General features: G+C 67.4%; 9 protein-coding genes. 6 read left to right on the forward strand and 3 right to left on the reverse strand.

Features of this window, described 5'->3' with window-relative positions:
• Positions 1-3: 3 nt before the first annotated feature.
• From G6N27_RS17745 to trmB, 3 genes are read right to left on the reverse strand one after another with little or no spacing between them, the layout of a single operon-like run.
• Complete coding sequence (locus G6N27_RS17745) at positions 4-2,943, reverse strand: MMPL family transporter (RefSeq protein WP_163778376.1); 2,940 nt, start codon at positions 2,941-2,943, stop codon at positions 4-6.
• 40 nt (positions 2,944-2,983) lie between these two features.
• A complete protein-coding gene (locus G6N27_RS17750) occupies positions 2,984-3,682 on the reverse strand; it encodes an NYN domain-containing protein (RefSeq protein ID WP_163778379.1) in 699 nt (232 codons plus the stop codon).
• Complete coding sequence (gene trmB, locus G6N27_RS17755) at positions 3,679-4,470, reverse strand: tRNA (guanosine(46)-N7)-methyltransferase TrmB (protein WP_232064653.1); 792 nt, start codon at positions 4,468-4,470, stop codon at positions 3,679-3,681. The genes G6N27_RS17750 and trmB overlap by 4 nt, the downstream gene beginning before the upstream one ends.
• A 239-nt stretch (positions 4,471-4,709) precedes the next feature.
• On the opposite strand from trmB, the gene G6N27_RS17760 reads away from it, so the two are divergent.
• From G6N27_RS17760 to G6N27_RS17785, 6 genes are all read left to right on the forward strand, one after another.
• Complete coding sequence (locus G6N27_RS17760) at positions 4,710-5,591, forward strand: hypothetical protein (RefSeq protein WP_232064654.1); 882 nt, start codon at positions 4,710-4,712, stop codon at positions 5,589-5,591.
• A gap of 41 nt (positions 5,592-5,632) precedes the next feature.
• Positions 5,633-7,153, forward strand: coding sequence for a hypothetical protein (locus tag G6N27_RS17765; protein WP_163781961.1), 1,521 nt, complete (start codon positions 5,633-5,635; stop codon positions 7,151-7,153).
• Positions 7,154-7,281: 128 nt separating this feature from the next.
• Entirely contained in the window at positions 7,282-9,111 is a 1,830-nt protein-coding gene (locus G6N27_RS17770; protein WP_163778381.1) for a phosphoenolpyruvate carboxykinase (GTP), read from the forward strand.
• Between the two features lie 292 nt (positions 9,112-9,403).
• Positions 9,404-10,600: a sodium:proton exchanger gene (locus G6N27_RS17775; protein ID WP_163781963.1), complete on the forward strand. Its 1,197-nt coding sequence runs from the start codon at positions 9,404-9,406 to the stop codon at positions 10,598-10,600.
• Between the two features lie 34 nt (positions 10,601-10,634).
• Positions 10,635-12,164: a fatty-acid--CoA ligase FadD4 gene (fadD4, locus tag G6N27_RS17780; protein WP_163778384.1), complete on the forward strand. Its 1,530-nt coding sequence runs from the start codon at positions 10,635-10,637 to the stop codon at positions 12,162-12,164.
• 53 nt (positions 12,165-12,217) lie between these two features.
• On the forward strand, positions 12,218-13,093 hold the full coding sequence (locus G6N27_RS17785) for an enoyl-CoA hydratase/isomerase family protein (protein ID WP_232065121.1): 876 nt from the start codon (positions 12,218-12,220) through the stop codon (positions 13,091-13,093).
• Positions 13,094-13,096 lie beyond the last annotated feature (3 nt).

Below are 13,096 nucleotides of genomic sequence, written 5' to 3' on the forward strand. Positions count from 1 at the left end.
CCGCTACATCCGCCCTTCGCGGCGTAGCAGGTCGGCCGCGCTGAGCCCGCCGCCGCGGCGACGCGGTGGGTTCTCGCCCCGAGCGTTGAGTTTTTCGGTGGCCGTGTCGGAGTCCTTGTCATCCTGCGGAGCTGTGGGTATCGCGGTGGTGGCATCCTCCGGTCCGGCGGGCTGCTGTGCCGACGGCTGTTCCCGCGGAATCTGCATGGCCCGGGTCTGATCGGCGGACGGCTGAGCCGGCGTCGGACGGTCGCCTGACCCGGGGCCGCGCAGGTCGCTGAGCCACGACTCGATTTCGCGGTCGTCGCGTGGCGCAGGTCCGGCCGGCGTCGGTGGCCGTTCGTGGCTGGGCACGGGTGCCGCCGCAGCGCTCGGCTGAGCCGAAAAGCGGGTCGTCGGTGCCTCTTTCGCATCCCCGCGACCGGCGGCCGGCATTTTGGTAGTGCCGGCGGCCGACGGAGTCTCCTGGGCGGGCGGCCGGAACTCCGGCCGCGGCGCCGGCCCGGCCGGCCTGCTGGGCCGTGGCGATTGGCCGTCCGCGCCCGGGTGGGTGGGGTCGTGCGGCGGACGCGGTTTCGCGGCGGTGCTGGCGGCGGTCTGCGCGGCGACCGCCGGACGCTCGGGCCCGGTCCGCGGGACCGGCCGCTTGCGCTCGTCGGGCAGGTGAATCTCGCCGAGCCCCAACCGGTTCTGCAGACGCTTCATCCACATCGGCGCCCACCAGCAGTCGTCGCCGAGCAACTTCATCACCGAGGGGACCAGGAACATCCGGACCACGGTGGCGTCCAGCAACAGCGCCGCCATCAGGCCGAACGCCAGATACTTCATCATCACCAGGTCGGAGAACACGAACGAACCGGCCACCACCGCGAGCACCAGTGCGGCGGCGGTGATCAGCCGACCCGTCGTCGCCGTACCGATCCGGATCGCCTCGGCGGTGGACATGCCGCGTGCGCGGGCCTCCACCATCCGCGACACCAGGAAAACCTCGTAGTCGGTGGCCAGGCCGAAACCGACCGCGATCACCAACGCGATCAGGACGACCATCAGCGGTGTCGGTGTGAAATTCAGCAGCGACGCCAGGTGCCCGTCGACGAAGATCCAGGTCAGGATCCCCAGCGTGGAACCCAGGGTCAGGGCACTCATCACCGCGGCCTTGATCGGCAGCACCACGGACCCGAACGCCAGGAACATCAACAGCATCGTCGTGCTGAGCAGCACCACCAGCATCAGCGGAGCCTTGTCGAACAGGCTGTGGATGCTGTCTTGCTCGAGCGCCGGGACGCCGCCGACCAGCACGGTCAATCCCTTGGGCGGTGTGATCGATCGCAGCTCAGTGAGCTTCTTGGCCGCGTCGCTGGCGTGCGAGAGGCCATTCTGGATCACCCGAACCGAGTCGTCCTTGGGTTTGGTGGTCCCGTTGGGTCCCGCGACGCACGGGTTGCCCTCGATCGCGGGGCAGGCCCGCTCCTGCCAGGTCTTGTCGGTGAACCCGGTGATCGAGGCGGCGTCGCTGCGGATCTCGGCGATCTGCTGGTCGGTGACCTTGCTGCCGTTGTTGCTCTTGATGACCAGCGTCAACTGGTTCGTGCGGTAGCCGGGAAAGAGCTTGTCGAAGTTCTCCTGCGCCAACCGGACGGAGTTGTTCGGCGGCAGATACTTCTCGCTCATACCGCCGAAGGACAGGTTGTGCAGCGGGATGACCAGCGCGATCATCCCGATGACGATGGGAATTGCGAAGACCAGCGGCCGCCTCATCACGACGTTGACCAGCTTGCCCCAGAATCCGGCCTCGACCTCTTCGCGGGTCTTGGTCTTCTGCAGCCGGTCGGCCAGCCAATTCAGGTAGACGCGCGACGGCGTCCAGTTGGCCAGGAAGGGGATGCGGAACAAGGTGCGCACACCCAGCGCGTCGACGTTGCGACCCAGCACGGCCAGGCAGGCCGGCAGCAGCGTGATCGACAGCACCGCGGCCAGCGACACCGAGATGATCACCGCGTAGGTCAGCGACTTCACGAAGCCCTGCGGCAACAGGAAGAGGCTGGCCGCAGACACGGCGATCAGGACTGCGGAGAACACCACCGTGCGACCGGCCGTCATCACCGTGCGCCGTACCGCGGCCTCGGTGTCGTACCCCTCGGCGATCTCCTCACGGAAACGACTGACGACGAACAGCCCGTAGTCGATCGCGATGCCGAACCCCATCATGGACACAACTGGTTGGGCGAAGAAGTGCATGGGCCCGAACATCGTGAGGAACCGCAGCACGCCCAACGAGCCGGCGATGCTCAAGCCACCCACCATGACCGGCAGGGCCGCCGCGACCACGCCGCCGAAGACCAGGAACAGCACCACCGCCACCAGCGGCAGCGCCAGCACTTCCATGCGTTTCTGGTCGGTCGCGATGGTCCCGGTCAGCGCGCTGGCGATCGGCTCCAGGCCGGCGAGCTGAACCTTGCCGCCGTTCAGCTTCTGCAGGTCCGGCTCGATCGTCTTGTAGTTCGTCAGGATCGTGTCGTCGTCGTTGCCCTTCAGCGGGATGCTGACGAACGTGTGCTTGCCGTCATCGCTGGCCATCCCCTTGATGACCGGATCGGTGCTGGTCGGCGCGGCCAGCCAGCCCGCCCAGCCGACGACCTGGTCGGAGTGGTTCTTCTTGAATGCGTTGAGCTCGTCGACCATCTGGTGCTGCCACGCCGGGTCGCTGAGACTTTTCGGCGCGGTAAAGGTGGCGACGATGTGGCTGGTGCGATCGCGGCCGTAGGTGTCGTCGCCGAGCACCGATGCCTTGACGGACTGGCTGCCGTCGTCGTAGAAACCGCTCTGCGTGACGTGTTTGCCGAGGCTTATCCCGAAGATGCCGCCGAACAGGGACAGCCCCACCGTGATTGCGATCACGATGTACCTGAAGCGATATACAGTTCGACCCCACCAGGCGAACACGTAAGCTCCTTACTGGATCTGCGAGGACCCGCGCATAGTTTTAAGTTGTCGCCACACGCGAGGTCAGCAACGAAGATAGCGGCCGGAACGGTTGTAGCCACGCCCCCTTCTCAGGCAGCGAATCGAGGCCGATTCGCGGCAATGGCTCCCGGAACACACCTGCGATGTCTTCCAGGTCGACAAACTCCAAGGTATCCGACGCTAGTGCCCAACTCGCATGTTCGCGAAATCCAAGCACCTGGACGGGTACCCCGTCGCGGGCGATTTCCTCCAACGGCATGCGAAAAGCCTGACCGTCGGCCGACGCCACCATCAGCGCCGCCAATCCCTCCTGCGATCGCTGGGCGATGTGCTCGAGCATGTCGCTGTCGACATCGCTGTCCTCATCGAGCTTCGGCTTGGCGAACACCGCGAAACCCACGTTGCGCAATGCATCGACCCACGGGCGCACCACATCGGCGCTGCCCGAGGCGATATTGGTGAACACCGTGGCCTCGGGCTCGGCCAAAACGCCGTCCAGGTTGGCTGCGACCTCGGCGGTGCGGGCCAGCAACCAGCGGCCGAGCGCATCGAAGCGGGGGCGTTCCAGGGCCGTCGGCCGACGGCCGAGGATCGATCCAAGGCCCATGTCCAGGTTGGGTGCGTCCCAGACCAGCAGGACGCGTCGGATGGCGGGCGCCGAGTCGGGTAACGGGCTCCCGGACAACGGCCCGGCCAGCGTCTGGTCAGTCAGGCTCATGGTTGACGTCTCTCCCAGAGCAATTCGGTGACGGCGCTGCCGGCATCCTGCGCCTTGTTCTCGTACTTGGTGGTCGGGCGCACGACGGAGATCGGCGGTTGCGTGTTGGAATCCAGCCGGGACAGTCGCGGGTCGGCGTCGCCGACCTCGGCGATCTGCTCGGCGTAGCCGGGGTGATCGGTGGCGGCGTGCAGGATCCCGCCGGGACGCAGCCGGTCGGCGATCAGCGCGACCGTTTCGGGCTGCAGCAGCCGGCGCTTGTGGTGGCGGGCCTTGGGCCAGGGGTCGGGGAAGAACACCCGAACCCCGCTCAGCGAGCCGGGCTCGAGCAGCTGTTCCAGCACGTCAATGGCGTCCCCGCGGATCAACCGGATGTTGGTGACGCCTTCGCGGTCGATCGCCGACAGCAGCTGCGCCAGCCCGCGTCGGTAGACCTCGACGGCGATGACGTCGACGTCCGGCTCCGACTGCGCCATTGCGATCGTCGAAGTTCCTGTGCCGCAACCGATTTCGAGAACAAGTGGCGCACTGCGCCCGAACCAGGCCTCGGTGTCCAGCGGTTCGGCGGAGAGTTCGGATTCGCCGGGTGGCCTCGCGACGTAGCCGAGCTCGGGCCACAGCCGCTCCCAGGTCCGCTGCTGGGCGTGTGACAACTGAGAGCGCCGCGACCGGAAGCTGGTGTTGCGGCGGTAACCGGACAGACGCGTCGCGGGCAGGGCCGGGGAAGGCGTGGGCGGTGAGGCCGCGTCCGCCGAGGGCTGCGCGCGCATCCGTTCATCGTCGCCCATGAACCCATGATGTCGCCGCCCGCGGGCCAGATTGATACCCAACAGTTGCCTTTGACTGGTATCAGGTGACTCGCTTCGGGCCCGCGCAGATGTCACCATTCGACCGACAAACCGGTGGTGCTAACCAATTATCGGTAGTTGCTCCGCAAGAATGAGGCGGTAGCAGCACCAACGAGGCGAACATGAGCGGATAGGGGCATCCGATTTTCGTCGATGAGCTGGAGCGGTTCGCGGTCGACATGCGCGACCCGCGCTGCGCCGCGATCGCCGAGCGGTTGGCGACCCCGCTGCGGGTAGCGGTATCCGGTCGCGCCGGCGTCGGCCGCAGCACCGTCGCAAAAGCGCTGGCGCGTGCGGGATCATTGGCCGTGACGACGGGATCGGACGCCGACCTGCATGTCTACGTGATCGCCGAGGTGGTCAAGCCTGAGGACCGTGTCGCGATCGGGGCCGTCACGCGGCCGGTGCTGACGGTTCTGACCAAGGCGGATCTGATCGCCACCACCGAAGCCGGCCGCTATCCGCAGGGGCCGACCAGCGCCGCGAGGACCCGCTGCAGGCAGCTGTCGGACCGCACCGGGCTGTCCATCGAACCGTTGGTGGGGATACTCGCGGTCGCCACGCTCGACGACGAGCTGTGGACGGGCCTACGGGCGCTGGCCGACGGACGCGTCACCGAGGTACAGGAACGGCTTGTCCAGGAGCTCGACCTGTTCGGCATCGCGCAGGCGACGGCCGCGATCCGGCTCGGCGCCACTCGCACCGAGGTCATCGCGCTGCTGCGGCGGCTGAGCTGCATCGACGACGTGGTCCACGCGATCGAGGTGCTCGGGGCGCAGGTGCGCTACCAGCGCGTGCTCGACGCCGTCGCCGACCTGGAGACGCTGGCCGTCACCGACCCGCGGGTCGGCGAATTCCTGTGCAGCGACGACACTGTGGTCGCCCGGATGATGGCCGCGGTGGACATCGTCGAGGCGCGCGGCATCCCGGTGTACCGCGGCGACACCGCGGACGCGCATCTGCGCCGCGCGATGCAGTGGCGACAGGACAAATCACTGGCGGGCTCCGATATCGTCCGGGGTTCGCTGCGGCTGTGGGCCGAGGTCGGGGGAACGGTGTGACCGACCAGCCGGACAACGACGCGGTCGCCGACGTGGACGCCATGGTGACGGCGATCGGGTCGCAACTCGGCGCGCCGAGCACGACCCGCGTCGACGCAGTCCTGGTGACCGGGCCGTGGCTGTCTGGGGTGACCGGCGTGGTCGCCGCGCTGACCGAACGGCTGCCCGAGCGGCGGTTCGTCGAGCCAACCGATCTGGCCGCCGGCGAGGCCCCGAGCGCGGTGGTGTTCGTCGTCTCGGCCGCGGCAGCGCTGACCGATTCCGACTGCGCGTTGCTAGACGCGGCGATGGCCGAAACGGACGCGGTGATCGGCGTGGTCTCCAAGATCGACGTGCACCACAACTGGGAGGCGGTGCTCGCGGCCAACCGTGCGGCGTTGGCGGCGCACGCGCCGCGCTACCGCGACGCGCCGTGGGTGGGCGCCGCCGCCACTCCCGAGGTCGGCGAGCCGCAGGTCGACGACCTGGTCGCCGCGGTGTCCGACGTACTCGCAAACGAGGAGCTGCCACGACGAAACAGGTTGCGCGCGTGGGAATCCCGGCTGCAGACCGTCGCCGACCGATACGACCGGGAAGCCGATGGCGCCGGCCGGCGCGCGCGGGTGGAGGCGCTGCGTGAGGAGCGCAGCGGCGTCCTGCGGCAGCGACGGCTCGCCAAGTCCGAGCGCACGATCGCGTTACGCAGCCAGACTCAGCAGGCTCGGGTCCAGCTGTCGTACTTCGCGCGCAACCGCTGCGCCTCGGTGCGCTCCGAGTTGCAAGAGGATGCGGCCGGCTTGACCCGGGCGAAGCTGCCGGAGTTCGCGTCCTACGCCGGCGCCCGGCTCAACGAGGTGGTCGCCGAGGTGGACGACGGCACGACCACCCATCTGGCCGACGTCGCGCACGGCCTGGGCCTGGCGATCGAGGCGCCGCCGCCGGCCCCGCTGCCCACGATCGACCCGCCCGCCCCGCAGCTGAAGTCACGCAAGCTGGAATCCCGGCTGATGATGCTGGTGGGCGCCGGCTTCGGTCTGGGCGTCGCGCTGACACTCAGTCGGCTGGTGGCCCACCTGGCCCCCGGGCTGACGGTCGCCGGAGCCGTCGCGTGCGCGGCGATCGGTCTCGGGGTCACCGTCTGGGTGGTCGGCACCCGCGGGCTGCTCCGCGACCGCGGGCTCCTGGACCGGTGGGCCGGCGAGGCGACCGGGCTGGCGCAATCGGCGGCCGAGGAGTTGGTCGCGACCCGGGTGCTGACGGCGGAGTCCGCGCTCACCGCCGCCCTGAGCGAGCAGGACGAAAGTGAGAGCACCCGCGTCGCCGAGCAGGTCAGCGCGATCGACACCGAACTTCGTGAGCACTCCGTCGTCGGAGCCAGGGCCGCGGCGCTGCGGGGACGGGAGATGCCGACCCTGCAGGCCGCGCTGGAGGCGGTGCGCGCCGAGCTTGGTGAACCTCCGCCGCCCTCCGACGAAGGCTCCGAATCTATGGCCATAGAGTCCGAGACCTCGGCATCCGCGAACGTTGACGGCGAGCAAATTGACGACGAATCGCCGACGAATACCGCCGATAACGTGTACTGAATCGTTCGTGTGAGTTAGTCAATACACCCTCGACTTTTTAGGAACGTCCAGCTCGGGATAACCTGGGTTCAGGCTGCCGCGCAATACGAGCCGTGCAACACGTGCAAAATCGAGTGCAGGAGATTTTGATGACTTCAGCGACCGTTCCCGGTCTGGATACCGCCCCGACGAACCACAAGGGGCTGCTGTCCTGGGTGGAGGAGGTCGCCGAGCTGACTCAGCCCGACCGGGTGGTCTTCGCTGACGGCTCTGACGAAGAGTGGCAGCGCCTCGCCGACCAGCTCGTCGAGGCCGGCACCTTCACGAAGCTCAACGAGAAGAAGCACAAAAACTCCTACCTGGCGCTGTCGGACCCGTCCGACGTCGCGCGGGTGGAGTCGCGGACGTTCATCTGCTCAGAGCGTGAAGTCGACGCCGGTCCCACCAACAACTGGAAGCCCCCGGCCGAGATGCGGGCCACCATGACCGAGCTGTACCGCGGCTGCATGCGCGGACGCACCATGTGGGTGGTCCCGTTCTGCATGGGCCCGCTGGGAGCGGACGACCCGAAGCTCGGTGTGGAGATCACCGACTCCGAGTACGTCGTCGCCTCGATGAAGGTGATGACGCGGATGGGTAAGGCCGCACTGGAAAAGCTCGGCGACGACGGCTTTTTCGTGAAGGCATTGCACTCGATCGGTGCTCCGCTGGAGCCCGGGCAAAAAGACGTCCCGTGGCCCTGCAACGACACGAAATACATCACGCACTTTCCCGAGACGCGTGAAATCTGGAGCTACGGGTCCGGTTATGGCGGTAACGCGCTGCTGGGCAAGAAGTGCTATTCGCTGCGGATCGCCTCGGCGATGGCCCACGACGAGGGCTGGCTCGCCGAGCACATGCTGATCCTCAAGCTGATCTCGCCAGAGAATAAGGCGTACTACTTCGCCGCCGCCTTCCCGTCGGCCTGCGGCAAGACCAACCTGGCGATGCTGCAGCCCACGATCCCGGGTTGGCGCGCCGAGACCCTCGGTGACGACATCGCCTGGATGCGGTTCGGCAAGGACGGGCGGCTGTACGCGGTCAACCCCGAGTTCGGTTTCTTCGGCGTGGCTCCCGGCACCAACTGGAAGTCCAACCCCAACGCGATGCGCACCATCGAGGGCGGCAACACCGTCTTCACCAACGTCGCACTGACCGACGACGGCGATGTGTGGTGGGAAGGCCTGGAGGGCGACCCGCAGCACCTGATCGATTGGAAGGGCAACGACTGGTACTTCCGCGAGACGGAAACCGAGCCGGCGCACCCGAACTCGCGGTACTGCACACCGATGTCGCAGTGCCCCATCCTGGCGCCGGAGTGGGACGACCCGCAGGGCGTGCCGATCTCGGGCATCCTGTTCGGCGCCCGCCGCAAGACCACGGTGCCCCTGGTGACCGAGGCGCGGGATTGGCAGCACGGCGTGTTCATGGGCGCCACCATGGGCAGCGAGCAGACCGCGGCCGCCGAGGGCAAGGTCGGCGCCGTGCGCCGCGACCCGATGGCCATGCTGCCCTTCCTCGGCTACAACGTCGGCGACTACTTCCAGCACTGGATCGACCTCGGCAAGAACGCCGACGAGTCCAAGCTGCCCAAGGTCTTCTTCGTCAACTGGTTCCGCCGGGGCGACGAAGGCCAGTTCCTGTGGCCGGGCTTCGGCGAGAACAGCCGGGTGCTGAAGTGGATCGTCGACCGCATCGAGCACCGGGCCGGCGGCCAGGAAACGCCGATCGGCGTCGTGCCCAGTGCGGACGATCTCGACCTGAGCGACCTCGACGTCGATGCCGCTGACGTGGATCGCGCGCTGGCGGTCAACGCCGACGAGTGGCGTGCGGAGCTGCCGCTGATCGAAGAGTGGTTCGAGTTCGTCGGCGACAAGCTGCCTACCGGCGTCAAGGACGAGTTCGAGGCGCTCAAGCAGCGGTTGGCGGAGGCCGACTAGCGCTCCGCTGCATCGACGGCAGGGTAGCCACATCTGAAGTATCGGTTAACCGAACTTTGCGGTTCTGACCCTCTGAGCAGCAAATTCCCGGCGCGCCCAGCATGCCTTCTGTAGCCGCGCTATGTTGCTGGGCGCGCGCTCGCCCGGTAGCTTAGCGACCGGGGGTCAAGCGTAGGCCTCTCTTCGACGAGGGGACGAGGTAGACGTGCCGGCTGCCGTCCGCGCTGCAGTGAGGTCCGTCGCGCCGTCGCACACCCTGTTCCGCTCACTGGCGATTGTCGCCGCCGTGATCATGCCGGCGTTGGTGCTCCGCGTTCTCGACATCCAGGTCGATCCCGTCGTCGGCTTGATCGTTTACGGCGCCGCGGTGGTGGGGGCGAGCTTCGTGCTTGCCTGGGCCGCCGAAGCGGCGCAGGTCGACGTGTCCGGCAGCCTCGCCGTGGCGGTGCTGGCCGTGATCGCGGTGCTGCCCGAGTACGCCGTCGACCTCTACTACGCCTATACCGCCGGGCACGTGCCGGAATACACCCAATACGCGGCGGCGAACATGACCGGGTCGAATCGGCTGCTGATGGGGCTCGGGTGGCCGGTCGTCGTCCTGGTCAGCGTGCTGGTGGCGCGTCGGCGGTCCGGACGCAGGATCGATGGGCTGGAGCTCGAGACGAGCAACCGGGTGGAGATCGGCTTCCTGATGATCGCCGGAGTCGCCGTCTTCGCCATTCCCGTCACCGGCCGTATTCACATCGGGTTCGGGCTGGCCTTGCTGGGCTGGTTCGGCTACTACCTGTTCAAGTTGACTCGCGGCGAGGTCGAAGAACCCGAGTTGGTCGGCACCGCCGCAGCATTGGGTGCCTTACCTGACCGAGTGCGCCGCATCGTGGTGTCCATGCTGTTCATCCTCGCCGCCGCGGTGATCGTGACGTGCGCAAAACCCTTTGCCGACAACCTGATCGGCGCCGGAACCAAACTGGGCATCGACCGCTTCCTGCTGGTGCAGTGGCTCGCCCCGCTGGCCTCGGAGGCGCCGGAGTTCATCATCGCGACGATCTTCGCCGCCCGCGGCAAGGGTGACGACGCGATCGCGACGCTGATCTCGGCCAAGGTCAACCAGTGGACCCTGCTCATCGGATCGTTGCCGGTCGCGTACATGCTCGGCGGCGGAAGCGCCGCAATGCATTTGGACGGCCGGCAGATCGAGGAGGTCGTCCTCACTGCCGCCCAGACCTTGATGGGCGTGACGCTGTTGCTGGGTCTGCGGTTCCGCCGCTGGACGGCGTGGGCGCTGCTGGGCTTGTTCCTCGTGCAATTCCCGCTCACCACGACCGACGGGCGCCTCATCCTGAGCGCGGTGTACGGGGCCATCGCCGCCGTCGCATTGGTACGCAATCGCCGTGCGATATTGCCGACGTTGGCCGCGCCTTTCGCGGGTCGCGCCAAGCGGCACGGCGGGCCCCCGCACCCGCACGCCGAACAGATCCAGGCCTCTTGACAGCTGTCAAGTTTGACGGCGGTACAGTCTGCCCATGCAGATTCGCGAGCACACCTCCGGCCAGGGAGGCGCCAACAAGCCCGCCATCATCCTTCACCCGTCCGGCACGGTGATCAGCTTCGACGAGCTCGAAGCCCGCGCCAATCGGCTGGCGCATTACTTCCGCCAAGCCGGGCTGGTCGAAGGCGACGCCGTCGCGATCCTGATGGAGAACAACGAACACATCCACGCGGTGATGTGGGCGGCGCGGCGCAGCGGCTTGTACTACGTGCCGATCAACACTCATCTGACGGCGCCCGAGGCGGCTTACATCATCGACAACAGCGCCGCCAAGGCAATTGTCGGATCGGCGGCGCTGCGCAAGACGTGCGAGAACCTCGGCGAGCACTTGCCCGGCGGCCTGCCGAACGTGCTGCTGATCGCCGACGACGACCTGCGCGGATGGGCGCGTTACCCGGAATGCGTTGCCGATCAACCGGATACGCCGATCGACGACGAGTGGGAGGGCGATCTACTGCAGTACTCCTCCGGGACAACTGGCCGACCCAAAGGGATCAAACGCCAGCTCCCGCACGTCGCGCCCGCCGACGCACCGGGCATGATGTCGGCGCTGGTCGGGTTCTGGATGCACCCGGACGCGGTGTATCTGAGCCCCGCGCCGCTGTATCACACCGCGCCGTCGGTGTGGTCGATGACCGTGCAGGCCGGTGGCATCACGACGGTCGTCCTGGAGAAGTTCGAACCCGAAGGTTGTCTCGACGCCATCCAGCGGCACCACGTCACCCACGCACAATTCGTCCCGGCCATGTTCACCCGGATGCTGAAACTGCCTGAAGCGAACCGTAATTCGTACGATGTGTCCAGCCTGCAGCGGGTGATGCACGCGGCGGCGCCGTGTCCGGTCGAGATCAAGAAGCAGATGATCGACTGGTGGGGCCCGATCGTCGACGAGTATTACGCCTCTTCGGAGGCGATCGGATCGACGTTGATCAGCGCCGAGGAGTGGCTGGCCCACCCCGGTTCAGTGGGCAAGCCGATGATGTGCCAGATCCACATCCTCGACGAGGACGGCAACGAGTTGCCACCGGGCCAGCCCGGCGAAATCTATTTCGAGGGTGGCTTTTCCTTCGAATACCTCAACGATGCCGAGAAGACCGCGAAGTCCCGCGACAGGCACGGCTGGACGACCGTCGGCGACGTCGGCTACGTCGACGACGACGGCTATTTGTTCCTGACCGACCGTCGCCATCACATGATCATCTCCGGTGGGGTGAACATCTATCCGCAAGAAGCGGAGAACATGCTCGTCACCCATCCCAAAGTGCTCGACGCCGCGGTCTTCGGCATTCCCGACGACGAGATGGGCCAAAGCGTCAAGGCCGCGGTGCAGACCGTCGACCCGGCCGACGCCACCGACGAATTCGGTGACGAATTGCTCAGCTGGATGCGAGAACGGTTGGCGCACTACAAGTGTCCGCGGTCGATCTCCTTCGAGGCGCAACTGCCCCGGACCGACACCGGCAAGCTGTTCAAACACGAGCTGATCGAGAAGTATTCGGTGTGACGCTGCGCATCGTCGACGTCTCGGACCCGGCGTCCGAGGTCGACGTCTGCAACGTGCCGTTGGTTGCTGTCGGCTCACTGGACGGCGCATCCGAATTCTGGCTGCAGCGAGCAACATTCACCCTCACCGAGGACGAGACCGACGACCATAGGGCGATCACCGTCGCGTCGATCGACGCGACGCTCGGCGACCTGGCCGCTCGCGCCGAGCGTTGGCCGATCGCCGCGGCCGTGTGTGACGACGTGCTGCGGTCGGTCGATCCGACCGGCCCGGCGCTGCCCGGCGTGATGACCGAGTCGCTGGCCTACTCCACGCTGCAGGCCGGTCCGGAATTCGCCCGCTGGCTGTCCGAACGGGGCCCGGCCGCGATGCCCGTCATCGCCGACCCGGTACAGGCGCATCGCGACGGCGACACGCTGCGCATCGCGTTCAACCGGCCGCAACGCCACAACGCGTTCTCCACCGATGCCCGCGCCGCGCTGCTCGAGGCATTGACTGTGGCGCAACTCGATTCATCGGTCGACGAGGTCGTGCTCACCGGCAACGGCCCGTCGTTCTGCAGCGGCGGTGACCTCGCCGAGTTCGGTACGTTCCGCGACCCGGCCAGCGCGCATCTGGCCCGCACCCGCTACAGCCCAGCGCTGGCGCTCGACGAGATCGCCACCCGACTCGGGCGGGCCTGCCGGGCCGAGGTGCACGGTCGGGTGTTGGGCAGCGGACTGGAGATGGCCGCGTTCTGCGGACGGATCGAGGCCGTGCCCGACGCGGTGTTCGGCCTGCCGGAGTTGAGCCTCGGCCTGATTCCCGGTGCCGGGGGCACCGTCAGCGTCACCCGACGGATAGGACGCTGGCGCACAGCGTATTTGGTGCTGTCCGGTCGCACCCTGAATGCCGACGCCGCGCTGGCCTGGGGGCTGATCGACGCCTAGAGT

The organism is Mycobacterium cookii (genome assembly GCF_010727945.1).
GTDB classification, from domain to species: Bacteria; Actinomycetota; Actinomycetes; order Mycobacteriales; family Mycobacteriaceae; genus Mycobacterium; species Mycobacterium cookii.

Bases quoted from the DNA above. Each gene is read 5' to 3' on its own strand.
- G6N27_RS17750 (WP_163778379.1), bottom strand. From the start codon at position 3,682: ATGAGCCTGACTGACCAGACGCTGGCCGGGCCGTTGTCCGGGAGCCCG.
- trmB (WP_232064653.1), bottom strand. From the start codon at position 4,470: ATGGGCGACGATGAACGGATGCGCGCGCAGCCCTCGGCGGACGCGGCC.
- G6N27_RS17760 (WP_232064654.1), top strand. From the start codon at position 4,710: ATGCGCGACCCGCGCTGCGCCGCGATCGCCGAGCGGTTGGCGACCCCG.
- G6N27_RS17765 (WP_163781961.1), top strand. From the start codon at position 5,633: ATGGTGACGGCGATCGGGTCGCAACTCGGCGCGCCGAGCACGACCCGC.
- G6N27_RS17770 (WP_163778381.1), top strand. From the start codon at position 7,282: ATGACTTCAGCGACCGTTCCCGGTCTGGATACCGCCCCGACGAACCAC.
- G6N27_RS17775 (WP_163781963.1), top strand. From the start codon at position 9,404: ATGCCGGCGTTGGTGCTCCGCGTTCTCGACATCCAGGTCGATCCCGTC.
- fadD4 (WP_163778384.1), top strand. From the start codon at position 10,635: ATGCAGATTCGCGAGCACACCTCCGGCCAGGGAGGCGCCAACAAGCCC.